The organism is Thermostichus sp. MS-CIW-30, from assembly GCF_054058015.1.
In genome coordinates, this window is record NZ_JBSRZW010000023.1 from 21286 (window position 1) to 44041 (window position 22756).

The following is a 22756-nucleotide window of genomic DNA, read 5'->3' on the forward strand; positions in this document are numbered from 1 at the left end:
CAACTCCTGAACTTCTAACGGTACTCGGTAAAAGAGAAATCTGAAAAAGAACTGAGGTGGGCGCTAACTTGAGTTGGGCGGATACAGGAACCTCAGGGGCTGCTCCTCAGTTGGGCAGACTCACCGAGTGAAATTGAACACTCACAAGCAATCATCTGCAATTAACCAAAGCCGCACCCCAGGGATGCAGCTCCGGGAAACAAGCACCAAGCAGAAGGCCCTCTCGGCAGTGGATTCAATCTTGTTAAAAGCTCCAACTTCAATCCCACCTGATGATGCTGTCCAGTACCTGGTGCAAGGCACTCCTCCCCCCAAACCATTGCTCAAACCTGAGAGGCCTTCGTAAGAAGTTACTTTCCATAACCTAATTTATCATCCAAAATCGGCTGCCAACCCGCCTCGATGCTCTATTTTGCGGCTATTGGGCCGGACTTGATACATACCTTCACAACTTTTTCAGACCGATGCCCATTTTTCGGGATGTCCCTCAGGAAAAGCTGGGGATCCTTGACCGTTTGCGGTGGGAACAGCGTAGCAACTGGCCAATAGCTCGGCGGAACGGATTTCTCGATCTGTATGATGCTCCAAAACACGCCGCAACAGACGTTCTGCCTCCAGCCAAGCAGCCAAAGGCAGCGAATCCTCCGGCAGAGGCAGTGTGGAGCTGGGCAGGGATCCCAAGGCACGCAAGGCAGAAGCGGAGACCCAGGCAATCGGGCTGGGCCGCTGGGCCACCCGGCAGGGATCACAGATCAAGCCACCCCATTGGGGGCTGAAAAAAACGCCGTCGACCAACTCCCCTTGACAGAAGTAACAAGCCTGCACCTGAGGGGCAAACCCTGCCAACGCCAGGAGGTGATACAACCCATGGGTGAGCAAGGGCAGAACGGCCTGTTCCGAAGCAGCCCGCTCGATGCGTTCCAAGTGTTCGACCAACACCACAAACAGCTCTTCCTGGGCTTGATCGGGCAAGGCCAACAGCAAGGCCACCTCCGCCAAATACTGCGCTGCTGTGAGATGGGCTAAGCTGCGGCTGAGACGAGGAAAAGTCTGCAGGGTTTCCGCTTGGACGATGCGCTGTAAACGCTGGGAGGTATCTGCTTGGGCAGACCAACGCCCCCGCACCATCAGCAAATCGTTGATGACAAAAGGCTCCATCCGCCCGCCCAGCTTGGAAGGCTGCTTACGGGATCCCTTGGCCACCGCCCGGATTAACCCTTGCTCGCGGGTCAAGATGGTTACAATCCGATCCGCCTCTCCCAGGGGGATCCCTTTCAGGTTGATGCCCGTAACCCGATAGGTGCGCCCACTCATGGGGTTCCTCTGGCTCGCAGCTCTTGCATCAGCTCCAGCCCCCAAGAGGTGCCAATACGGCTGGCCCCCGCCTGGATCATGGCCTCTGCTTGAGCCACCGTGCGAATGCCGCCCGACGCTTTCACCCCCACTTTGCCGCGGCTGAGTTGCCACAACAGTTGCACATCTGCCGGCGTCGCCCCCCCCATCCAGCCGGTGGAGGTCATCAAAAAAGCCGCCCCCGCATCGATACAAATCTCCCCGGCCAGCTTTTTCTCCTCCTCGGTCAGCAGAGCCGTTTCCAAAATGGCCTTGACGCAAACCCCCGTTTCTTCCACCAGTTGGGCAATCTCAGCATGGAGGCGATCCAGCTCCCCCGCCTTGAGCCAAGCCAAGTTGATGCGGACATCCAGCTCCCGGCACCCCTGCTCCACCGCCAGTTGGGCCTCGTAGAGCTTAGCCTCTGCAGTGGTTGTGCCCAGGGGAAACCCCACCACCGTGCTCACCTTGACCGGGGATCCGTGCAGCCGCTCCACCACCCGCGGCACATAGCAGGGAGGAACACAAAAAGTGGGGAAGCCATAGCGCAAGGCAATCTCACACCCCTGGTCAATCTGTTCTGGAGTAACCATCGGCAACAGCAGAGTATGGTCGATGTACTCCGCCAAATTGAGCGAGCTATCCGCTATGCCCTTGCGCTCCAGAGAGAGCATTGGTCGATCCCCCAGCACCCATCTTTACTCTAGCTTCAGTTTTCACCTGCAGGGATCCCCAAAGAGGGCTGAGCCTCTGGCCACAGCCAACCCACCAGGGCATCCCTTCGACCCCACAGTGTCCATTCCCTCGGCACAGCTCACACAGGCTGCTGCCCGATTGCGAGCCCTGATTGACTCGCGGGGGGGCATGGGTTAACTGTACTCAGGCACAAATGCGGGGCAAAGGTGCAGGCGCCGAGGTCACCTGCAGCAATCGGGGGATGCGGCTGCTGTCGTAGATGCGAAATTCTTTTTCCAAGATGGCTTTTTCGTCGCGCACCGCCTGGTTCAATACGATGGATCCCTCTGGATCGGAGACGGAACGGTGAAAAGTGCCGGGAGGAATGCGCAAAATGCCTCGGTTCGCTTCCAGGCGCACAATATGGAAGGGATCCCGCCAGCTAAAATTCACCAGGTAAAACGTCCGTCCGCCCCATAGAGCCAGTAGGTTGTCCTCTTGGTGTGGATGCATATAAAACTGCCAATAGCCCTGAGGATTATTGGGGGGACTGATGGCCGGCCCATCGTGGTAAACCAAATCGCGGGCGTTGGATCGCGCAACCGTGATGTCAAAAAAACGCACGCCGGGAGTATCTCGAAATTGATGGAAAGGCAATAGGGCAAACATGGATCTCGACATAGGGACACTTGACCAACGACAGGAAGATAAAGAGGTTTTCACACTGTTTCCCGCTGTTTCGCAGTGTGAAGGAGAAGTTATGTCGTAGTTTAGTCAGGTGCGGCGGAGGGTTCAAACCTGAGATAGCATCACATCTATGCGCAGATCGAATAGATGGGATCCATGAACATCTCACAACTGCAAACCCTGGTGGCTGTGGTGGAGCGGGGGAATTTCAGCGATGCCGCTCTGCAATTGCACATTTCCCAGTCGGCGGTGAGCCGGGCCATTGCCAGCCTAGAGGAAGAATTGGGGGTGACTCTACTGGTGCGCGGTCGCTTTGGGGCGCGCCTAACCCCGGTGGGGGAGCGACTGCTGCGCCATGTTCGCAAAATGCTGCAACTGCGGGAACAAATGGATTATGAGGCCAACCTGGAAAAAGGGTTGCGGGGGGGAAATGTGCGAGTTGCCGCTTTTCGCAGTGCTGCAACCCATTTGCTGCCGCCGGTGATCGCCCGCTTCCGCCAACAATTTCCCCAGATTACCCTCACCCTCACAGAAGAAGATCCGGCCACTGTCGAACATCTGTTGCGATCGGGCCAGGTGGATATTGGCCTGTTGCCCCTGCCGCGGGCTGGTGAGGATCTACAGACGTGGGAGATTGCCCGCGATGAGTTCATTGTGTTGGTTCCGCTGAGTTTTGGGCCCCTGCCGGAAACCCTGACCTGGGAGGATCTTTCCCGTTTTTCCTACATTCTCTACAACTACGCCGAATGCACCACCGCGGTGCGGAACCACTGGGAAGCTGCTCACCAAACCCTCAAGGTGGCCTACTTGGTGAAGGAAGACTCCACCATTGTGAACATGGTGGCACAGGGTCTGGGGGCTGCCATCTTGCCCCGCTTGGCCGCCATTCCCATTCCCGAAGGGATCCAGATCCGCCGGCTGCCGATCCCACTGGAGCGGGTGATCGGGGCTGCCGTTCTGGCCTCTGCGCTGCATCCGCCTGCAGTATTTGCCTTCCTGGAAGCCTTGCGGGGAAACCCATCCCAGTTGCCAAGTTAACATTGCATCGGGAGTACAAGGCAGCTTTGTTGACACCACGCTCATCCATCCAGTGACGCAAGCATTGGTTGCGGACAAACTGGGCAGGGCCTCATCCAAGGCTTGGTATGGCGCTGGAGCGGCGTTGAGGAGTTTGGCTTCCCTGACCAGCATGGGTTTATTTCATTGCAGGTCTATATCATTGCAGGTCTATAGTCATTTCAAACTAGATTGAGACACCCCCGCTGCTGCCCAAACGTTCCACGCCGCTTCCACAATCACCTTTAGATCCTGTCCCAGAGGGAGAAAGGAGCTAGGAAGCAATGCAACGGAAATGTTTCATTCCTGTTTAAAATGACAACAACAGGGCAAAAACTGTCCTGGAAGGACGGGGCTTTAGACCCAGTTTTTGGGTAACGCAGTGAAAATCGGCGGCCAATGTACGTTGGGGCAAGGCCAGCAGATCCTCCCCCGCCATTGAAAAGACTTGCCCACCCCAGTTACCTTGCCCTTCAAGTGCGATCACTACCCTATCTCCAATCGCGCCGAGGAGATAGAGTTCTCCAGCCGTTGAAAGGGGTGGCGGGAATTACAACGGTTTTTTGCCCAAACCACTTTCTATTGCCCAGCGGGCCAGTTCTGTGCGGTTGTGCAGGCCGGTTTTGCCCAGCATGTTGCTGACGTGGCTTTCAACGGTGCGCTGGCTCACCCCAAGAGTTTCGGCAATCTCGCGGTTGGACAGGCCCCTGGCCACGTACTGGATCACCTTAGTTTCTGTTGGCGTCAGCTCAATTTCCCGATCCAGTTTTATGACCGGCTGAATGCCCACATTCTGCACTTGTAACAGGCGCTCGGTATGTTTGAGAGAAGACTCCACCTGCGCCACCAATTCTTCCGGCTCAAAGGGCTTGACCATGTAAACATCTGCCCCTGTGGTCAGGCCGCGCACCCGATCCGCCGTCTGCCCACGCGCCGACAGAAAAATCACAGGTATCCAGTCCGTAGCACTGTTGGAGCGAATGGTTTCCACAAAGGTATAGCCATCCATCTCCGGCATCATCACATCGCAGATGATCAGGTCTGGAGTGAAATGGCGCATCGCTTCCAACCCCTCCAGACCGTTGCTCGCCGCCACCACTTCGTAGCCGCGAAACTCTAGGTAGTCCTTGGCCAGCAGGATTAAGTTCGGATCGTCATCGATGAGCAACAGTCGCTTTGGGTTGTCCACGGTTTACCTTTTGAGCGCTAAGCTAAAAAGTTTTAGGTGAAGAAATACGGAATCTCCTGTTTCCGTGACTTTCACTGTAGGGAAACGACTCTTGAGTACCACCCTTTTGCTTGCTCAATTGGGGAGCAGCCTATGGTAACTGTGCCCTACCCCTAGGATATCACACATGGAAGAAGTGGAAGTATCCACTTGCGAAATGCTGGCAACAGTATCTCTACGGAATTTAGGAGCCCTGGCTGGCAACAGTATCTCTACGGAATTTAGGAGCCCTAGTTGGTAACCTTATCCCACAAACCTGGCAGAGCTGGCCTCTGCTCTGAAATCGCAGTGCCCAACACATAACCGCAATCTACCCAAAAATTTGTATCTCGTGTGTCTATATATCACATACCTATATGCTTAAGTACCGATATATCTAACATCTGCTACCTGTTCATAGTGTCCGTATGTCTTCTGGCCGGGGTTTCCACGTAGGCAGGCGGGCAGAGCTGATGGAGAATGGAAGAAAGCCTGCGCTTTAACGACAGCCGACATGGGGAGAACGGGTGGAAAAGGGCACACTGGTGGAGTTTCGTTACAATAACGACCGTGTGTTGGCAGTGGTTCAGGGCACTGAGGGTAAGAAGAACCTACTGCTGGGGGTGCCTTCCGGGCAGGTTCATAGTGTTCACCCTCGCCAGATTACCTTTGCTTTGAACGGGGGATCCAGCTTCACGGCTTCCGACATTCCCGGCTTTTGGCAGGCGGTGCAGGCAAAGTTGGATCCCGAAAGTTTGGCGTTGGCCTGGGAACTGGTGCAGGAGGAGCGTCAGCCCCTGAGCTTGGCGGAGATGGCTCGGCTGTTGTTTTCTGATGATTCTCCGGTCTCTACCTATGCCGCCTACCGCCTCTTGAGCGAGGATCGCACCTACTTCAAGCAAAAGGGGGAGAGCTACGAACCCCGCACTCCGGCTCAGGTGAAGGAGATCCTCCATCAAATGGCCGTCGCCCAACAACGGCAGCAGGAACAAGCAGAGTTTGAGGCCCACCTGCGGGAGGCTCTGGCTCATCCCGGCCAAGGGTATCCCTGGACTCCTGCCGAGCGGGCCCGCCTGGAGGTGCTGGAACGCCTGGCCCTGCAGGGAGCAGCAGCAGCCATTCGCAGCCACGAGGATCTCTCTTCCAATCTCAACCCGTCGGATCGGGAACGGGCCTCGCAACTGCTGGAGCTGATGGGGTTTCCTGACACTCCGCAGGGGGCTTTTGAAGCTTTGGTGGCTCTGGGGCTGTGGAGCCGCCACGAGAACCTGGCCCTGCGCCTCACCGGGATCCCAACCCAGTTCCCGAAGGCGGTGGAGCGATACACCCAAGCCCTGCTCAGCCAGCCTCCCTCTTTCTGGGATCCCCACCTGCGGCAGGATCTCACTCACCTCCACACCTACACCATCGATGATGCCAGCACCCGCGACATTGACGATGCCCTCAGCGTCGAGTTCTGGTCGGATGACGCGGTGAAGCTCTGGATCCACATTGCCGATCCCAGTTGTTGGGTGCAGTGGGGGGATCCCCTTGATTTAGAAGCCCGCAAGCGTGGCACCAGTGTCTATTTGCCGGAGCGGGTGATCCCGATGTTCCCGCCGGAGTTGTCCACTGGCCCGATGAGCTTGGTGCAGGGAGAGGTGCGGCCTGCCCTTAGCTTTGGCATTCTACTGGGATCCGACGGCCAGATCCGGGATTCCGAAATTTGCCTCAGCCAGATCAAAGTGACCTACCGCCTCACCTACGAAGATGCCGATGAAATGTTGGAGTTGGGGGCAGAGGCTCAACTGACAGCCATTGCCCGGGCAGCCCAGTGGCGTTATGCCTGGCGGATGGCTCAAGGGGCAATCCAAATTGGCTTGCCCGAGCAAGATATCAAGGTCATCGACGAGATCCCCCACCTCCGGGTAATCGAGGATACTCCTGCGCGGCAGATGGTGGCGGAAATGATGGTGCTCACCGGCGAGGTGGCGGCTCGCTTCGCCAGCCAAAATGGGATCCCGGTGCCCTATCGTCTGCAGCCGGCTCCCGACTTACCTCCTCCCGAAGTGCTGGATAGGTATCCCCAGGGGCCAGTTCGGTCTTTTGCCATCATGCGCTGTCTATCGCGGGCGGAAGTAGCCACCCAGCCGGGGCGACATACGGGGCTGGGGCTTGAGGCCTACTGTCAGGTTACCTCCCCGATTCGGCGCTACCTGGACTTGGTGGCCCACTACCAGATCAAGGCCTTTTTGCGCGGGGATCCCTTGCCGTTGACGGAGGCGGATGTGCAGCAGCTGCTGCTGGGGATTGAGCCGGGCACCGCTGAGGCCAACCAGGTGGAGCGGAAATCCAAGCGCTATTGGAGCATCGAATACCTGCGCCTGCGACCGGGGCAAATTTGGCGGGCTCTGGTCTTGGGCTACCTGCGCGAGCAGGAAAACTTGGTGTTGGCCATGCTGGATGAGATTGCCTTTCGGGTGCCGGTGCGCCTAGAACGCCAGATTCCTCTGGGGGCTTGGATCGAGTTGGAAGTTGTGCAGGCGGATCCCCGTGCGGATGTGATCGAGCTGCGCGAGGTGGGACGAGAGGCGGCCATGTGCGGATAGATGCACCTTAACCTGCTGCTCACCCAATCTGCGCGGATAGCTGATACAACAGAGGGGGAAGTCTCAAAAGTCTGGATCGTGAATTTTCTTTAGGGGGGATCCCATGACTGCACGACCTTCCGGCCCACCTCCAATCGTTTACATTCTTTTGTTCGCGATACTGGGAGGCGGCGGCTGGTATGCCTATCGTTCCGGCCTGTTGGACTCATTCCTGAATAGAGGGAACACGCCTCCTATCCCCAGCCAGATTCCAGCTGCCCGGCCCCAAGCCCCAACAGCGCCCAACCCCCCTCAGGCCCAGGTACCCAACCCGCCTGCCAACGCCGTTAATCTGGATACTTCTCTGCCCAACCCAGCAGTGCTCCAGATGGATGGCAGCGTCACGATGATCCGGATCGTCTTGGCCCTGAAGGGAGGCTACACCCAGCGCAACCCCGGCATTCCCCTCGCCTATGGGATCCCGGATGGCAAGCCCAATGGATCCAATGCCGGCCTGAAGGCCCTGATGGAAGGTCGCATCCAGATGGCCGCTAGCTCCCGCCCCCTCAATGCCAGCGAAGTGCAGGCGGGTCTACAGGCGATCCCGGTGGCCAAAGATGCCCTGGCGGTGGCGGTGGGGGTGAACAACCCCTACAAAGGAGGACTGACGCTGCAGCAATTGGCCGATATCTTCCAGGGTCGGATCACCAATTGGAGCCAGGTGGGCGGCCCGGATCGGCGGATTCGGGTCCTCAATCGCGCCCCCCAGAGCGGCACCTACAGCGTTTTCCAAGAACTCGTGTTGTTGGGGCTGCCCTTCGCTCCCGATAACCCTCCCTACTTCACCACCGCCACAGAAGATGTCACCACCCCGCTGCTGCGGGCTTTGGGAGAAGATGGCATCACCTACAGCACTGTCGATCAGGTGCAAAACCAGCAAACGGTGCGGATTGTGCCCATCGACGGCCAGATGCCCACCCGTGAGGCCATCCAGAGGGGCAGCTACCCCTTGGCGCGGAATGTGTTTTTGGTGGCACCTCAGAGGACTAGCCCTGTGGTGGCCGATTTCATCAACTACGCGCTCTCGGATCAAGGCCAGCAAATCATTGGCCGCACTGAGTTCATCCCCCTCCGATAGCAACCCAAAAATAGCATCTGAGATAGCCGCCGACAGCAAGCGCAGCGATATCTCTGGGCTTTTCCAGAAGACGCCTTCCACCTGCTCCTATTCAAGGCACTTAGTCGTTTCAGGTTAGAGTGAGGCGCCTGAGCTATTGAGAAAAGCCTTTGGCCGCGTGCGTTCAACGTTTTAGGGGTGGGTGCAGCGTCCTAGTTTGAATCCAAATGACCCTAGATGTTAGAGAGGGGGCCCTAATTTTCACCAAAGTTCAATTTTTCAGTTCTCTCGGCGCACAGCACTCTCATGCCACTTGCCCAACACCCGGTCGGATAGAGCACTCAAGGAAATGAAGATCAGGATCCCCAAGCCGGTGACCAAAATCAAGGCCGCAAACATGCGGGGCACCTGCAGGTTGAAGCTGGAGATCAAGATCTGGTAGGCGATCCCGGCCCGCTGCCCGCCAGTACCAGCGACAAACTCCGCCACCACCGCCCCAATCAAAGAGAGGCCACCGCTGATGCGCAGGCCCCCCATGAAATAGGGCATGGCACTGGGTAGCCGCAAGTAGATCAACGTTTGCCAGCGGTTGGCCTTGTACAGTTGGAACAGGTTGAGCAGGTTGTGATCGACGCTGTTCAGCCCCAGAGTGGTGTTGGAAAGAATCGGGAAAAAAGCCACAATCCAGGCGCACACCACCATCGCGGCAAAGGTGTTGTTGCGCAGCCAAATGATGATCAGCGGGGCGATGGAGACAATGGGCATCGTCTGTAAAATCACCGCATAGGGGAAAAAGCTGCGCTCAATCCACTTGCTCTGGGTGAACACAATCGCGACCAAAAGCCCCGACACTGTGGCAGCCAAAAAGGCCACCACCGTAATTTGCACAGTGATCAACAGGGAAGGAAAAAGCGTTCCCCAGTCGCGGATGAGGGTTTGCACCACCAAAATCGGCCCCGGCAAGAGGTAGTGGGGCACTCCTGTTACCCGCACCGCCACTTCCCAGCCCACCAAGAAGAGGATCCCGACGAGGACGGGGGCAATCACTTCCAGATTGAGCCAGCGGCTCAGATTCAACCCCTTCGCGGGCACCCCTGAGCCGGCACTCGGTATGTCTGCCTCATCCGTGGGTTGGGATCCGAGTTTTTCTCCAACTGCGCCGGTCAGCCTGGGCAGAGTCCAATCCGGCCAATGCAGAGGCCAGCCCTCCCCCAAGCCAACAAGGGATCCCAGCCAACGGCGCCATGGCTCGAGAAGCTGGACAAACAGGTCGAACATATCGTGAGGTTGGGGCATCAAGGGACTTACGCAACAGAGAGAACACCGCTAAGCCAGGGATCCCATCAGCGCAAACGTCCAGCAGAGAGGGGGCGCAAATAGGGGGGATCCTGAGCTGAGCCGTGCATGGCCTCGTGCAGACGGGCCGACACTTCACGGCAGTAGTTGTTGTAAAGGGAAGAGGTGCGAAAGTCTTCCGAGCGGGGATAGGGCGCATCGATGGGAATATCGGCTATCACCCGCCCTGGGCGAGCCGCCATCACCACCACGCGGTTGGACAGGTAGACGGCCTCGTAAATGTTGTGGGTAACAAAGATCACCGTCCAGCGCTTTTCTTGCCACAGCTCCAACAGGTCGCTGTTCAACTTGCTGCGGGTGATTTCATCCAGAGCTCCGAAGGGTTCATCCATCAGCAACACCTGCGGCTTGGTTACCAGGGCGCGAGCAATGGAAACCCGCATGCGCATGCCGCCCGATAGCTCGCGGGGAAAACTGCGCTCAAACCCCCGCAGGCCCACCAGTTGCAGAGCTTCCAAGACATCTCGATTGGCTTTTGGCTTGGGCTCACCTGCCAACTTTAAGGGTAGCCCCACATTGTCCATCACCGTCGCCCAAGGCATAAGGGCCGGTTCCTGAAACACAAAGGCCAACTTGGGTTCCCCTTGGGGAGCATCCTTCTCAAGATTTTGCCCCCATTCGATAGAGCCTGTGGTCAGATGCCCCAGACCTGCCACCAACCGTAGCACTGTGCTTTTCCCACAGCCGGATGGCCCCACCAAGCTAACGAACTGCCCTTCTTGGATGGTCATATTCATGTCCTGCAAAGCCACCGTGCCATTGGAATAGACCTTGCTGACATGGTTGAGGGTAATGACAGGGGTGGGCATGGCTGGCAATTCCCGGAGCGGAGGAAGCACACACTTTCAAAATAACCCTCTCTGCCGCCTCTGCTTGGTAGGCGTAACTACAACTCTTTCCCTCAGAACCGGTTTCCAGAGAGTTTCTCACGGAAAGCTTGCGATGACCCAAATCGGAGCAGCAAGTCGGTATGATGTTGCCGACCACCCTCTGGCCAAGGAACACATGGGATCCCCATTTAAACCGGTTGCAGGTGCTGTTACAGCCCCGCAAGGGTTTCGAGCTGCTGGAGTGGCCGCTGGCCTCAAGCCCTCAGGAGCTGCGGATCTGGCTTTGATCGTTTCCGAGTGCGATGCGGTTGGGGCAGGCGTTTTTACCACCAATCAGGTCAAAGCAGCCTGTGTTACCTACAACCAAGGGATCCTCGCCCAACAGCAGCCGGTGCGGGCCATCCTCTGCAATGCTGGGCAAGCCAACGCCTGTACCGGCGAAGAAGGGGAGCGCAACAACGCCCAACTGGCCCTCTGGGTGGGAGAACGGTTGGGGATCCCGGCCCATCAGGTGCTCACGGCCTCCACAGGGGTCATCGGGCGACAACTGGAAATGCCGAAAATCCAAGCAGCCCTGCCTGGCCTTATCGACAGCCTCTCTCCAGAGGGGGGGGAGAGCGCCGCCCGCGCCATCATCACCACCGACTTGGTGACCAAAAGCGTTGCCCTGCAAGCTGAGATCGACGGGTACACCGTCAGGGTCGGGGGCATTGCCAAGGGATCCGGCATGATCCACCCCAACTTGGCCACGATGCTGGCTTTTTTAACCTGTGACGCGGCTGTGGATCCCCGCCTGTGGCAGCAGATCCTCAAGCAAGCTGCCGACCTCAGCTTTAACCAAATCACGGTGGATGGGGATACCAGCACCAACGACATGCTCTTGGCCCTGGCCAACGGCCAAAGTGGGATCCCACCCCTGCAAGCCGGCACAGAAGCTGCCCAGACTTTGGCGGAGATGGTCAACCAAGTTTGCATTCATCTGGCTAAGGCCATTGCCCGCGATGGGGAAGGAGCTACCAAGCTGCTGGAAATTCGGGTGTGTGGGGCTGTGGATGATGGGGCAGCCCGGCATATGGCCCGTGTGATCGCCAGCTCTCCCTTGGTGAAGGCGGCAGCTTTTGGCAACGATCCCAACTGGGGACGGGTGGCAGCCGCCGCTGGACGGGCCGGGATCCCTTTTGACAGCCGCCGGTTGGATATCCGTCTGGGGGATTTTCTGCTCATGCAGGCGGGAATGCCCCTGGCTTTCGATCGCAAGGCAGCCTCTGAGTACTTGAAAGGGGATCCGGTGACCTTTACCGTGGATCTCCATCAGGGATCCGGCCAGGGCGTGGCCTGGGGCTGCGATCTCAGCTACGATTACGTGCGCATCAACGCCGAATACACCACCTAATGGGGGATCCCAGCCATGACCACCGAATCGAACGCAAATAACGGCTTTTCCACCGAAGCCCAAGCGGCTTTGGCCAAAGAAGCGAGGCTTTCCCTATCCGGCTGGCAACAATGAGTCGAGGCTTAGCCTTGGTTTCATGCCACCAACATCCGCAACGCACCGGCCCACAACCTGGTGCAACTGGGCATTGGTGGCTGGCAAGTGCCACGGCAAGGGGTGAAGGTGTGCCGGGAGCGGGCCACCCACATCCTCACCGTTACCGACATCACCGAAATGGGCTTGGATGCAGCCGCCGATTTCGCCCTCGAAAAAGCCCTAGACGGCACCGATTGTGTGTACATCAGCTTCGATATCGACTGCATCGATGCCGGCTTTGTACCCGGTACAGGCTGGCCAGAGCCGGGTGGGCTGCTGCCGCGGGAAGCGCTCTACTTGCTCAAGCGCATTGTGCGGGAAGCACCGATCTGTGGCCTGGAGGTGGTGGAAGTCTCTCCCCCCTACGACATTAGCGATATCACAGCTCTAATGGCCACCCGAGTTATTTGCGATACGCTGGCCCATTTGGTGGTATCTGGGCAACTGCCGCGCCGAGAAAAGCCCGCCTACATCCACCCGGAGGCGACGCCAGAAATGGTCGGCGACTGGAGGTGAGAGATGCACGAGACCGACATGACCCGCGCCTTGATCCAAACACTACGCGACTGGTGGCAAAGTCAGCCGGGACAGCCTCAGATCGCTCGGGTGCACCTGGTGGTAGGACAGTTCACCTGTGTAGAGCCGGCCAGCCTAACCTTTGCCTATGCCGCACAAACCCAGGGTACTTTCCTACAGGGATCCCAGTTGGTCATCCGGGAAACGCCGCTCATTGCCTATTGCCATCCCTGCGGCCAAGAGTACAAGCCAGAGATAGGCCGGCGCTATGCTTGCCCCAACTGTGGATCCCCGATGGAAGAGATTCGCTCGGGCCGAGAGCTGAAAATTGACTACATCGAAATTGACTACATCGAATGTTCAACAAACTTCACCCCACCGGCGCAACCAGAAGTCGCCTAGGCCGCTCCAAAGCTAAGTCCCAGAAGGACAGCTGCTCCCAAGCTGAGGATGAACATCAAGCCGGCAGGCATTAACGTTCGGGTTTTGCGGTAGCGCAGGGCGAATACGATAGATCCCAGCACTGTCGTCCCCAGGCCCAAGCCCAGCCCCCAGCGGGGATCCACCCCCAGCAGCCCATAGCTGACTCCGCTGAGGGCGGCCCCAACCAGCCCCCCGATGAGAGACTTGGAGCTTTTGCCTTTGCTATAGCCGATTGCTCCGCCCACCAAAAGCAGTGCCCCGTAGACCAGCAAGGTGATTTGTGCGGCCAGCATGATGGGAAAACCTTGTCCTCTCTAGGTTTAATCCACGAGGATATCGCGAATCAAGGGCAAGCGAATGCTGATGTAGCGATTGAGAATTGAGGCATCGACACTGCTGAGGGCGTGTTTTTTCTGACAGGCGCTCAGAAGCAGGTTCACCAAGTCATCGTCACGCTTTGTGAGCCAATCTGGCCTGCCAATCTCGCTGACCAAAGACCAAAACTGGCGTACCATTTCAGGAGTCATGGCATCCATTTTGTGGAGATAGGGGCTGAACTGCAAAAGAATGGTCTAGGCCATCGATTCGATTCTAGAAAAAAGACCTCATCCCCGAGGACAATATTTCAGCTCCGTCACAACTTAGGATAAGATGTTATGCTTTCCCACAAAGCTCAGCAAGCAGTGCCCCTTCTGGCTTTGTGAGAATCTTAGGAAGGTAAACTGGCAACTCCTGACATATATCAACATTAGGCGTTAAAAAACGATGATTCCTGTCAAAATCTCGACATCAGCACCAGAAGGTTCACAAGCCCCCTTATCCAAGCTGTAAGACAGGGAATCTGGGCGAGCAGGGGCTAGCGCAAGGCGTACTGTAACCTATAGGCTCCTTCTTCTCGTGGCTTATGGGTGTTGGCCCGCAGGGTATAAGTGCCGGTGCGGGGCAGAAAGGCAATCATCAGAGCATCGGTTCCACCCCCTTGGTCATCATCCCAAGCCCTGACTTCTCCACTGGGATCCAGCAGCTGCAAAAAGGCATCGAAATCGGAGCTGGTCATGGAAGCGATCAGGATCTGGCCGGCGCGGGCGGCAATGGGATATTCGTCCATCCAACTGCCATCCTCGGGATGCTGAAGGGATCCCTCCTGCAGACGGCCCGATAGGCTTTCCTGCCAATCTACCTGGGTGAGGATATAGGTGAGCCGGTAGTTGCCGGTGGATTCCGGCTCAAAGCTGGTGGCCCGCAGGGTATAGGTGCCTCCCTCCGGCAGACGCACTGCCAACAGGGCATTCACATCCAGGCCAGAGTCATCGTCAAAGCCGATCACCCGCCCTTGACCGTCCACCAGCTCCAGATAAGCATCAAAATCTTCGCTCTCTAGGGCCGCAATCAAAATCTGTCCCGGCTCAGCGGTGACGGGGATCCCATCCCAAAAGCTGCCGTACTGGCGGCTGACTTGATCTCCCACCTCCAGCGCTCCCGTCACGGTTTGGCTGCCTCTCCACAGAGCAGAACGGGTCAGCGCAGATCCCACCGGCAAGCCTCTCTCTCCCACCCGATCCAGCAGCCGACAGCCGCCGGCCAACCCCAATGCCACCAGAGCCAGAGTCAAACGGGATCCCCAACGGCGAGGAGATGCGCAAGAACGATACCAGCTCAACATCGGAAGGGATCCCTTTCTAAAGAATGGCAACTGTAGACTGATCCTACCCCCTGATTGATTGAGCGAAAAGTTGGTCAGAGACGACAACTTCTGCCAACTTCGTGCTGAGTTTTGAGGTTGTTGGCTTGCCCCTTCCTTGCTGTTTCAGCCGAGAGCAAACTGTTGGCCTACAGGGTTTCCCAAGCTTGCAAGACGGCTTCTAGGGCCAGCCGCCCATGGTAGAGATGGGTTCCCCCCTGCAAGTAGACGGTGTAGGGATCCCGCATCGGCCCATCGGCAGACAGCTCGGCGCTGCTCCCGGCAATAAAGGTGCCTGCTGCCATCACCACCGGGTCTGCATAACCGGGCATCACCTCCGGAACTGGGGTGAGGTAGGAATCCACAGGAGAACTGTTTTGAATCGCTTGGCAGAAAGCCTGCAGCTTTTGCGGGGATCCCAATTGAATGGCCTGGATGATATCGGTGCGGGGAGTTTGAGGCAGAGGCGAGACCGGGTAGCCCAAATCAGAAAACACCTGCGCCGCCAGATGGGCGATCTTCACCGCTTCGGCCACCATCTGCGGGGCCAAGAACAAGCCTTGAAACAGAAGGCGGTTGAGATCTAGAGTTGCCCCCCCCTCCGAACCAATGCCCGGAGCCGTTAACCGACAAGCGGCTTGCTCCACCAGCTCTGCCCGCCCGGCCACATAGCCCCCTGCGGGAACGAGGGTGCCCCCCGGATTTTTGATCAGGGATCCGGCAATCAGATCTGCGCCCACATGGGTTGGCTCCTGGGTTTCCACAAATTCGCCGTAGCAATTGTCCACAAAAACCACAACTTCGGGGTTTTGTGCTTTGACCATTTGGATCATCTCGGCAATCTGGGCAATGGAAAAGCTGGGCCGCCAATCGTAGCCACAGGACCGCTGAATGTGAACCAAGCGGGTTTGCGGTCTGAGGGCGGTTTTCAGGGCCTGCCAATCGACAGTTCCCTCCCGCAAATCCAACTGGCGGTAACCGATGCCAAACTCCCGTAGGGATCCCCGCCCGGAACCCCGCAGACCGATGACCTCTTCAAGGGTGTCGTAAGGGGGGCCGGTAATCGCCAGCAGCTCATCCCCCGGACGCAGCACCCCAAACAAAGCACAGGCAATGGCATGGGTACCAGACACCATCTGCAGCCGCACCACTGCTGCCTCACAGCCCATAATCTGGGCAAACACCCGATCCAAAACCTGCCGCCCCTGGTCGTCGTGGCCATACCCCGACACCCCGGCAAAGTGATGGGATCCCACCCGCTGGTCGCGAAAGGCCCGCAGCACCCGCGCCAGGTTCTCTCTGAGGGTCTTCTCCACCGCCTGAAACTGCTCCTGTAGAGCCTCTTCTGCTCTGTCTAAAAGCTCTGCCGCCTTCAACGGGATCCCTCCGCCCACCCAGTCTGCCCCACCTTTTGCACACCAAGCTGGTTTCGAGGGTAGCATTTCAGCCACCCCGGAAAGAGTTGGCCTTCTCCCCACCGCTCCTCAAGGTGACTGCAGCGGCAGAACCGAGTTCCAAGTTCTTATGTACTTATGTAGCTCTCCGATAGAAACCTTACAGCATGGAACAGTGAACAACAGGCTTGTCAAAGCTAATACCGACAACAACACCATCTCTCAAGTCGAAAGCCTCATATTGATAAAAAATCGATAAAAAGCTTAATTTATATCAATATCCCTTCATTTTTGCTGTCAATGGCTATCCAATCAAGATGCTGCTAGGCTGTAGGATAATACCAACATACCCTGGAGGAAAGCTGAAGCATCTGGATTGCCGAGCTTATGGGCAATACGGCCCACGTTTAGTCTCTCAAAAACAGGTCAGAGTTAGAGACATTGTTTAACCAACTCAAAATCCAGCTCAGGAAGATTTTTAGCAGGCTAGATCTGTCTATGGGTTTGATGATAGATTTGGCTTTTGACTGAGGAACTTGCAACTTAAACTCTAAAAAACCTTTCCCAAAGACACTCAACACAGCCAATAGAAGTGCATGTCTTGCAGGGCGGGGATCCCGCTTCTCTACAGAGCTCCTGCGATTCGGGAAAATCTGGAATTCAACATCTCTGAAACATTAAGAGAGCCTAAATTTATTCTTAACCTCTGGCAGAGATCCTTGAGCGAGATGTTAACCTAGACTTAACCCAAGAGGTTAGTGCCACTCCCAAAGCCGATCTGCTCACCCTTGATGACAGGGCTCCATTTTTGCCAATTAAAGGGCTGACGTCGCCTGTGAGCTGGGATCGCTTTCCAGAGTTAGAGGGATCCCGGGTGGGGATGAGGCGCTATCTCAGGTATAAACCGACATGACTGGGAGAGTCCTCATGACTAAGCTTGTGATCCAAGGGAAAAACGTCGAGATTACCGACGCCATCCGCAGCTACGTTCAAGAAAAAATTGAGCGTGCTGTCAGTCATTTTGCCCAGATCACCAGTGAGGTTGATGTCAATCTATCGGTAGCCCGCAACCCCCGTATCAGTGCCAGCCAATCTGCCGAAGTGACCGTCTACGCCAATGGCACCGTGATCCGGGCGGAAGAAAGCAGCGAAAACCTCTATGCCAGCATCGACCGTGTGGCCGACAAGCTGGCCCGCAAGTTGCGCAAATACAAAGAACGGAACGGCATTCACCGCGTCCGCCACACCCCCAAAACCTCCGTGGCAGTGGCCCAGCAGCCCGTCACCGATCCGCTAAATACGGAACGGCAAGCGGAGTTACCCGCAGAGGTGGTGCGCACCAAATACTTCGCCATGCCACCCATGACGGTTCAGGAAGCGTTGCACCAGTTGGAGCTGGTGGATCACGACTTCTACGTTTTCCGCAATATCGAAAATGGCGAGATCAACGTTATCTACGTCCGCAACCATGGCGGCTATGGCCTGATCCGCCCCCGCTAAGGCTTGGTGAAGATGCGTGGTGAGCTCTCCTCCCAACTTACTTCTCCAGGATCCAGCGGCACTTTCTATCTGTTGCTACAGCTCACCGATTCTGCCCTGCCGATTGGGGCTTATTCCCACTCCTGGGGCTTGGAAGCTGCCGTTCAAGCGGGTCAACTTCGCGATCGGGCTGGGGTGCAGCAGTACCTGTTGGGGGTTTTGCACATGGGCTTAGCCCCCACCGAGGGCAGAGCCTGTGCCTTGGCCCATCGTCTATCCCGATTGGGATCCGAGTCGGGAGTGGAGAAGCTGCAGCAACAGCTGCAAGCAACCCGTTGGGCGGCAGAGCCGCGCCAAGCCAGCTTGGATTTGGGCAAACGCCTAGCTCAACTGGCAGAACGCACCTGGGGAATCTCCGTCCCCAAAGCAGAGGGGAATCCACTGCATCATTCCGTGGTGTTTGGCTGGATCTGCGCTCAGGCGGGCATTGGGTTGGAAGATACCCTGCGTGCCTTCTTGTTCTCCTCCCTCACTGGGCTGGTCTCGGCAGCGGTGCGTCTGGTACCTTTGGGGCATACCGAGGGGCAAAGCCTATTGGCTCAGTTGTACGAGCCCATCGAGGCAGTGGTACACCAAGAGATCCTGCCGGTTGTGAAGCGGGCCGAAAGGCCAAACCTCTCCCCCAGCTGGCCGGCTTTGGGCAGCTTCACCCTCCTACAAGAACGCGATTGTCAAGTCCACCAACAGCTCTATTCCCGCCTTTTTCAATCTTGAAAGCCGTCAACCCTCACCCCTAAACCCTTCTCCCAGAGGGAGAGGGGAGTTCAGGGAAGAGTTTTTAGGGTCATCTTGATTCAAACCAGGACACTGCACCCACACCTAAAACCTTGGTCGCGTCTTCGCGTCAGCGTTGCGGAGCAATAGCGTTGCGGAGCAATAATGCAAGGGATCCAAAAGGTTTTTCTCAGTAGCCCAGGCATCTCACCCCAAGCTGAAACGAGTATACAATTGCCTTCCTTTTTGAGGATTGGTTGGCTATTCGCTCACCCCTGATCTGCTCAGTTCTCCTCTGCTTCTCTTGGGCAAAGATGGGTTCGCGCGGCCAGAAGCGCATTGAAAAGCGAAAAGAAGGTGCCCTTACCAAAGAATTGGGTCTAAAGCCCTGCCGTACCGCTATGCAGCTCGCCTTGGCGGGCCTAGCACGGTGGCTTTTGTGCTACACCCTAACCGGCATCGATCAAATCGTTGGATCCCCAGCCAGGGGCAACCTGAGCCGCTCTGAGAATAAAGGCAGCCAGATTTCTCAGGGCTTCGTCGTCCATCCAGGAAGGGGGTACAGGTCGGCATCCATAGCTGGAATCCGAGCCATCGTAGCTGCGGGGATCCCGCTGGTACTCCATCAAGGCTTGAAGGGTATCTCGGGGTGGAGTGGCACCGCGCAAGTCCTTCAAAGAGAGGGAAATGTTGGGAGCCGGCAAAGTGGCACCGCCCACATGACAATTCAAACAGGCGGACTGAAAACGATTTTTGCCGTCCGTGAGCTGCTCTGGGGTAAAGGTGAGGGTATGCCCTGCGGCATCTAGAGGCAATTCCACAGGGCCACTCACCCGCAAATACTGGTTCACGTAAGGATCAATGCGGGCAGCCACCGGACTGGCCAGCCCCAGCCACAACAAAGCCAGGATCCCGACCCAGGCCCAGAGGCGAGACGGGGTCCGCCATCTCATAGGCAACTTCTGATCCAGATGCGGCATTAGAGATAGGCTGATAGGTCGCTGTGGCTTTCGTTCTTGGTACCACCCCAGCCGGGAACGGTCTTGGCCTGCACCAGAATGTAGCCCGCAATCAGCTTCAGATCCTCGTCGGTGAGGTTGCGCAGACGTGGATACTCACTGGTGAGCTGGGTGTTGGGGTGATACTCCAACAGAGACTCCACCCCGTCATAGGTGACTGGATTCTTGATGTAATCCACAATCGCCAGCACATTATCCCGTGGGGGAGTTGCCCCCTCCAGATCCGAAAGCTTCAAGCTCACATCCGGGTTGGGATAGGTCTGGCCGCCCACATGGCACTGGGCGCATGCGGTGTTGAATAGCTTCTTCCCTTTGGCCAACTGGGCTTCGGTAAAGGTAATAGACTCAGTTGGCGACAGAGCCACTGCAGGAATATCCCTAGCTGCAAACACTGGAGCCAGACCCCAGCCAAACCCAGCCATCAACGCAGCCAACAGCAGGACAAGCAACCGACGACGCGCTGGCGCAAACACCTTCTGAAAAGAAAAAGCTTTGCTAAACATGGTTCTCCGTAGATCAGCCTAGAAAGAGGAGAGGTGGGCTCCACTCCAGCCACAAACCCGACAACAGGATCAAGAATAGACCATTAAGAGATCATTTGCAGATGGGATCCGGGATAGTTTCCCAATGGTTCCATTTGCCTTTGGTGTTAAGTTTGATTACGGAGCTATGGCCTGTTGGGAGTCTGTTGGCCGAGAGCTGACTTGGCCACAGCCCAGTCGAGAGAACTGAGCAGGTAATGAGCAGGTAATATAGAGCTTGGCTTGCTTGCCTGGCAACCTCAGAGCAGGAGAATACGGCAGACTCCGTTCCAGGTTTTCCCCATGTCCTCTATCCGATTCCAGCCGTTGCGGGTGGCTTTCACCTGTGCGGATCCCAGTCAAGTGCAAATGCCCGTTGCCGATTTGCTGGCGGCCTTGCCGGCCTCACCGCTTCTGACCTACACAGACCCGGAAGCAGCGGACTTGCGGGTAGAGCTGTTGCCCGATGCCACTTATCACTTTTACCGGCGGGGGGAAGAGGTGGCTCTGGCGGCCTTCCGGATCCCGGTGAAGAAGCTACTGGCCCTGCCTCGCAAGCTGGTGCGGCTGTTGGAGCACGTGGCTGCTTTTGGTAATCTTTTGAACCTGCAACCTGCCAGCGATGCGCTGAGCAGCATCTTGGAAGTGGAATTTCTCCAACTGGAAACCCCGGCCAGCAGCTCTGCCCCTGCCGAAGTGAGCCCCCTGCCGCGGGATCCCCAAGGGAAAGTGCAAATCCAAGCAGGCCGCAACCTGGCCATTGCCTTGAGAAACAGAGCCCCCACTCCAGTGCATGTTTATGTCACCGTCTTTGACGAGCGGCGGTACAGCGTGGATTTGGTTTACCCCTATCAACCAGATCTGCCTGCCCGTTTACGCCCCAACGAGAGCCTGCTGATCGGCTCTGGCCCCCGCTACTTGCTGCAGATGCAACTACCGGAAGGGATGGATGTAGCGGTGGATCGCTTCAAAATCTGGGTCAGCGGTAGCAGCATGCAGCCGGGCATTATGGTAATGCCTCCCCTAGGGCAACGGCTGGAACCTCCCTCAGAAGATCCCTACGGGGCCGGATCCCGCCTGGATCGGGAAGTCCGGCTGGCCATTCTGGGCAAAGCAGGCAGCACTCCCATGCCGGCTTTTGCCGAGGATCCCTGGTGGTGTATGGAGCAAGCCGTCAAGATTGTGGCCTGAGCCGATGCTCTTGGGGACTTTTTCAGACTTTCAGAGATGGCTTTTCAGGATCCCATCAAAGGTAGACTCAACCTCATCGACGCCAATCACTGACAGGTGATAGAGGGAAGATAGACTACTTTTTGTATCTTGACTAACATCAGTTAAAACTATGAAAGCTTGGCTTTCCTGAAGACCGAGTTCATCAGCGATTCTGGAGTATTTTTGTATTTTATCTTGGTACCCACCTGTCCTCGATTCCACCCAGTAGAATTTATCATTGATATGGAAGAAAAGATCCATCTCAAAATCGGCTCTATTCGATAAAGTAACTTGGGCATTCGCGACGTAAGAGAAACTGATCTTTTTGGTGTGAGCCGCAACAAGGCGGATCAGCGTGCCCCTAACATATCTTTCCAGCCAGTTCCCTGCCAGAAAATTCAGCGCCTGAGGCGACCTACTGGGTCTCGCTACCAAAAGGCATCTGGGCGCCTTAGAGTATCTGTACTCTTCCAAAAATGCGATGTCGTGTAACTCCTTAGCAACTTGGCAAGTTGAACTGACTACTTGTGGAGGTTCGTCTCTAAGGTTTAGGGAGAAAGAACTGCCGCTCTTCATGTTTGATTTAACCATTCCATAAAATCTCTTGATAAAAGAGTATCGGCTGCCCATAAAGGCGGCTATTTGATCTAGCTTTTCCTCTTTTTCTTCCGCAGCTATGCTTTTTATCTTTATGTTTTTTGAGTTTAAGAACGACTCTATCTTTGATATATCAACAGTAGCTGTCCCATCCTTGTCTCTTAGTACTTCGTCTGGTGTCTCAGGATCTGGTGCTTTACCAATGACCTGAGTAACCTGCTCATTCTGGGAGTCCTGATTTGCAGTTGGGCATATCTCGGATCCATGAGAACTTTGAATAGTAACCCGTAGTTGCCGATAAATATCTTTGGCCTCTTCCACTAGATTTTCCAGAATGGCTAGCTGATTGTTCAGTTGCTGGCCATGTTCGGCCAACTTTACAGATATAGCTTGTAGAAAGTCTCTGCCCCAGTCCTGTAGCAAGCTTTGCTGGCTGTCAGCAAGGCGAAATTTAAACTCTTCAAGGGTAGCTTGGACGGCCTGTAACTTTTCCTGTAACTTTTGAGAAATCTTGTCTACCAATCCTTCGCTCAACTTGATGAGTGCTTTGTCCGGGTTGTTGAGTTCTTGGCTGCGTTGGCTTAGCTGCGAAGATATATCTCTGATAATCTCTCGTTTCCAGATTTCCAGTTTAGGACTGGCCCCATACTGGCGAGCAACGTAAATGCCTACCGAGAAACCAACAGCTGCCCCAATCAATAAAACCAAAACTAAGTCCATGAGATACTCCTGTCCTCTGCTGCTGTTACTTTTCTTTCCAGTTAACTGGATTACCTGCTTGCCTC

At 56.3% G+C, this 22756-nt stretch carries 21 protein-coding genes and 1 pseudogene; 9 read left to right on the plus strand and 13 right to left on the minus strand.

Features of this window, described 5'->3' with window-relative positions; translation table 11 throughout:
- Nucleotides 1-456: 456 nt before the first annotated feature.
- The 3 genes from recO to ACVWXW_RS10480 all read right to left on the minus strand — a co-directional run bounded on the left by recO (nucleotide 457) and on the right by ACVWXW_RS10480 (nucleotide 2676).
- Entirely contained in the window at nucleotides 457-1314 is an 858-nt protein-coding gene (recO, locus tag ACVWXW_RS10470) for a DNA repair protein RecO (protein WP_457403781.1), read from the minus strand.
- On the minus strand, nucleotides 1311-2006 hold the full coding sequence (deoC, locus tag ACVWXW_RS10475; RefSeq protein WP_414407456.1) for a deoxyribose-phosphate aldolase: 696 nt from the start codon (nucleotides 2004-2006) through the stop codon (nucleotides 1311-1313). The genes recO and deoC overlap by 4 nt, the downstream gene beginning before the upstream one ends.
- A gap of 205 nt (nucleotides 2007-2211) precedes the next feature.
- The gene (locus ACVWXW_RS10480; protein ID WP_414343843.1) at nucleotides 2212-2676 is read right to left on the minus strand and encodes a redox protein; all 465 of its coding nucleotides are present in this window, start codon (nucleotides 2674-2676) and stop codon (nucleotides 2212-2214) included.
- Nucleotides 2677-2850: 174 nt separating this feature from the next.
- Between ACVWXW_RS10480 and ACVWXW_RS10485 the strand changes: the two genes are divergently transcribed.
- Entirely contained in the window at nucleotides 2851-3732 is an 882-nt protein-coding gene (locus tag ACVWXW_RS10485; protein WP_011434114.1) for a LysR family transcriptional regulator, read from the plus strand.
- 568 nt (nucleotides 3733-4300) lie between these two features.
- Here ACVWXW_RS10485 and ACVWXW_RS10490 read toward each other — a convergent pair.
- A complete protein-coding gene (locus ACVWXW_RS10490) occupies nucleotides 4301-4939 on the minus strand; it encodes a response regulator transcription factor (RefSeq protein WP_457403782.1) in 639 nt (212 codons plus the stop codon).
- Nucleotides 4940-5484: 545 nt separating this feature from the next.
- Here ACVWXW_RS10490 and ACVWXW_RS10495 point away from each other — a divergent pair.
- On the plus strand, nucleotides 5485-7545 hold the full coding sequence (locus ACVWXW_RS10495) for a ribonuclease catalytic domain-containing protein (RefSeq protein ID WP_457403784.1): 2061 nt from the start codon (nucleotides 5485-5487) through the stop codon (nucleotides 7543-7545).
- 103 nt (nucleotides 7546-7648) lie between these two features.
- Nucleotides 7649-8662, plus strand: a complete 1014-nt coding sequence (locus ACVWXW_RS10500; protein ID WP_457403785.1) for a phosphate ABC transporter substrate-binding protein — start codon at nucleotides 7649-7651, stop codon at nucleotides 8660-8662.
- 258 nt (nucleotides 8663-8920) lie between these two features.
- Here the strand turns inward: ACVWXW_RS10500 and ACVWXW_RS10505 are convergent, their stop codons facing one another.
- Together ACVWXW_RS10505 and ACVWXW_RS10510 are read right to left on the minus strand one after the other, a co-directional pair.
- Nucleotides 8921-9718, minus strand: a complete 798-nt coding sequence (locus ACVWXW_RS10505) for an ABC transporter permease (protein WP_457403795.1) — start codon at nucleotides 9716-9718, stop codon at nucleotides 8921-8923.
- Between the two features lie 266 nt (nucleotides 9719-9984).
- A complete protein-coding gene (locus tag ACVWXW_RS10510; RefSeq protein WP_414389998.1) occupies nucleotides 9985-10806 on the minus strand; it encodes an ABC transporter ATP-binding protein in 822 nt (273 codons plus the stop codon).
- Between the two features lie 196 nt (nucleotides 10807-11002).
- Between ACVWXW_RS10510 and argJ the strand changes: the two genes are divergently transcribed.
- The 3 genes and pseudogenes from argJ (at nucleotide 11003) to hypA (ending at nucleotide 13273) form a co-directional block, all read left to right on the plus strand.
- Nucleotides 11003-12220: a bifunctional glutamate N-acetyltransferase/amino-acid acetyltransferase ArgJ gene (gene argJ / locus ACVWXW_RS10515; protein WP_457403796.1), complete on the plus strand. Its 1218-nt coding sequence runs from the start codon at nucleotides 11003-11005 to the stop codon at nucleotides 12218-12220.
- Between the two features lie 126 nt (nucleotides 12221-12346).
- Nucleotides 12347-12871, plus strand: a pseudogene (locus ACVWXW_RS10520) (arginase family protein); the annotation flags it as partial.
- Between the two features lie 3 nt (nucleotides 12872-12874).
- Nucleotides 12875-13273, plus strand: a complete 399-nt coding sequence (gene hypA, locus ACVWXW_RS10525) for a hydrogenase maturation nickel metallochaperone HypA (protein WP_011434106.1) — start codon at nucleotides 12875-12877, stop codon at nucleotides 13271-13273.
- Here the strand turns inward: hypA and ACVWXW_RS10530 are convergent.
- The 4 genes from ACVWXW_RS10530 to ACVWXW_RS10545 form a co-directional block, all read right to left on the minus strand.
- Complete coding sequence (locus ACVWXW_RS10530) at nucleotides 13270-13587, minus strand: TMEM14 family protein (protein WP_011434105.1); 318 nt, start codon at nucleotides 13585-13587, stop codon at nucleotides 13270-13272. The two genes, hypA and ACVWXW_RS10530, sit on opposite strands and share 4 nt — an antisense overlap.
- 27 nt (nucleotides 13588-13614) lie before the next feature.
- Nucleotides 13615-13821, minus strand: coding sequence for a hypothetical protein (locus tag ACVWXW_RS10535; RefSeq protein ID WP_238376795.1), 207 nt, complete (start codon nucleotides 13819-13821; stop codon nucleotides 13615-13617).
- A 329-nt stretch (nucleotides 13822-14150) separates the two neighbouring features.
- The gene (locus tag ACVWXW_RS10540) at nucleotides 14151-14957 is read right to left on the minus strand and encodes a PPC domain-containing protein (RefSeq protein ID WP_414329052.1); all 807 of its coding nucleotides are present in this window, start codon (nucleotides 14955-14957) and stop codon (nucleotides 14151-14153) included.
- 167 nt (nucleotides 14958-15124) lie between these two features.
- Nucleotides 15125-16417, minus strand: a complete 1293-nt coding sequence (locus ACVWXW_RS10545) for a methionine gamma-lyase family protein (protein WP_414341573.1) — start codon at nucleotides 16415-16417, stop codon at nucleotides 15125-15127.
- Between the two features lie 879 nt (nucleotides 16418-17296).
- On the opposite strand from ACVWXW_RS10545, the gene hpf reads away from it, so the two are divergent.
- Together hpf and ACVWXW_RS10555 are read left to right on the plus strand one after the other, a co-directional pair.
- Nucleotides 17297-17869 (plus strand): ribosome hibernation-promoting factor, HPF/YfiA family, encoded by a 573-nt coding sequence (hpf, locus tag ACVWXW_RS10550; RefSeq protein WP_011434101.1) that lies wholly within the window; start codon nucleotides 17297-17299, stop codon nucleotides 17867-17869.
- Nucleotides 17870-17881: 12 nt separating this feature from the next.
- Nucleotides 17882-18622 (plus strand): urease accessory protein UreF, encoded by a 741-nt coding sequence (locus ACVWXW_RS10555; protein WP_457403786.1) that lies wholly within the window; start codon nucleotides 17882-17884, stop codon nucleotides 18620-18622.
- A gap of 449 nt (nucleotides 18623-19071) precedes the next feature.
- Here the strand turns inward: ACVWXW_RS10555 and psbV2 are convergent, their stop codons facing one another.
- Nucleotides 19072-19575, minus strand: coding sequence for a photosystem II cytochrome PsbV2 (psbV2, locus tag ACVWXW_RS10560; protein ID WP_457403787.1), 504 nt, complete (start codon nucleotides 19573-19575; stop codon nucleotides 19072-19074).
- A gap of 26 nt (nucleotides 19576-19601) precedes the next feature.
- Entirely contained in the window at nucleotides 19602-20144 is a 543-nt protein-coding gene (psbV, locus tag ACVWXW_RS10565) for a photosystem II cytochrome c-550 (protein WP_011434097.1), read from the minus strand.
- 321 nt (nucleotides 20145-20465) lie between these two features.
- Between psbV and ACVWXW_RS10570 the strand changes: the two genes are divergently transcribed.
- Nucleotides 20466-21353, plus strand: coding sequence for a hypothetical protein (locus tag ACVWXW_RS10570; RefSeq protein ID WP_457403788.1), 888 nt, complete (start codon nucleotides 20466-20468; stop codon nucleotides 21351-21353).
- 30 nt (nucleotides 21354-21383) lie between these two features.
- Here the strand turns inward: ACVWXW_RS10570 and ACVWXW_RS10575 are convergent, their stop codons facing one another.
- Nucleotides 21384-22691 carry a hypothetical protein gene (locus tag ACVWXW_RS10575; protein WP_457403790.1) on the minus strand — a complete coding sequence of 436 codons (1308 nt, stop codon included), beginning with the start codon at nucleotides 22689-22691 and terminating at the stop codon, nucleotides 21384-21386.
- Between the last annotated feature and the right edge of the window lie 65 nt (nucleotides 22692-22756).

Bases quoted from the DNA above. Each gene is read 5' to 3' on its own strand.
- recO (WP_457403781.1), bottom strand. From the start codon at position 1,314: ATGAGTGGGCGCACCTATCGGGTTACGGGCATCAACCTGAAAGGGATC.
- deoC (WP_414407456.1), bottom strand. From the start codon at position 2,006: ATGCTCTCTCTGGAGCGCAAGGGCATAGCGGATAGCTCGCTCAATTTG.
- ACVWXW_RS10480 (WP_414343843.1), bottom strand. From the start codon at position 2,676: ATGTTTGCCCTATTGCCTTTCCATCAATTTCGAGATACTCCCGGCGTG.
- ACVWXW_RS10485 (WP_011434114.1), top strand. From the start codon at position 2,851: ATGAACATCTCACAACTGCAAACCCTGGTGGCTGTGGTGGAGCGGGGG.
- ACVWXW_RS10500 (WP_457403785.1), top strand. From the start codon at position 7,649: ATGACTGCACGACCTTCCGGCCCACCTCCAATCGTTTACATTCTTTTG.
- ACVWXW_RS10510 (WP_414389998.1), bottom strand. From the start codon at position 10,806: ATGCCCACCCCTGTCATTACCCTCAACCATGTCAGCAAGGTCTATTCC.
- argJ (WP_457403796.1), top strand. From the start codon at position 11,003: ATGGGATCCCCATTTAAACCGGTTGCAGGTGCTGTTACAGCCCCGCAA.
- hypA (WP_011434106.1), top strand. From the start codon at position 12,875: ATGCACGAGACCGACATGACCCGCGCCTTGATCCAAACACTACGCGAC.
- ACVWXW_RS10530 (WP_011434105.1), bottom strand. From the start codon at position 13,587: ATGCTGGCCGCACAAATCACCTTGCTGGTCTACGGGGCACTGCTTTTG.
- ACVWXW_RS10535 (WP_238376795.1), bottom strand. From the start codon at position 13,821: ATGACTCCTGAAATGGTACGCCAGTTTTGGTCTTTGGTCAGCGAGATT.
- ACVWXW_RS10540 (WP_414329052.1), bottom strand. From the start codon at position 14,957: ATGTTGAGCTGGTATCGTTCTTGCGCATCTCCTCGCCGTTGGGGATCC.
- ACVWXW_RS10545 (WP_414341573.1), bottom strand. From the start codon at position 16,417: ATGCTACCCTCGAAACCAGCTTGGTGTGCAAAAGGTGGGGCAGACTGG.
- hpf (WP_011434101.1), top strand. From the start codon at position 17,297: ATGACTAAGCTTGTGATCCAAGGGAAAAACGTCGAGATTACCGACGCC.
- ACVWXW_RS10555 (WP_457403786.1), top strand. From the start codon at position 17,882: ATGCGTGGTGAGCTCTCCTCCCAACTTACTTCTCCAGGATCCAGCGGC.
- psbV2 (WP_457403787.1), bottom strand. From the start codon at position 19,575: ATGAGATGGCGGACCCCGTCTCGCCTCTGGGCCTGGGTCGGGATCCTG.
- psbV (WP_011434097.1), bottom strand. From the start codon at position 20,144: ATGTTTAGCAAAGCTTTTTCTTTTCAGAAGGTGTTTGCGCCAGCGCGT.
- ACVWXW_RS10570 (WP_457403788.1), top strand. From the start codon at position 20,466: ATGTCCTCTATCCGATTCCAGCCGTTGCGGGTGGCTTTCACCTGTGCG.
- ACVWXW_RS10575 (WP_457403790.1), bottom strand. From the start codon at position 22,691: ATGGACTTAGTTTTGGTTTTATTGATTGGGGCAGCTGTTGGTTTCTCG.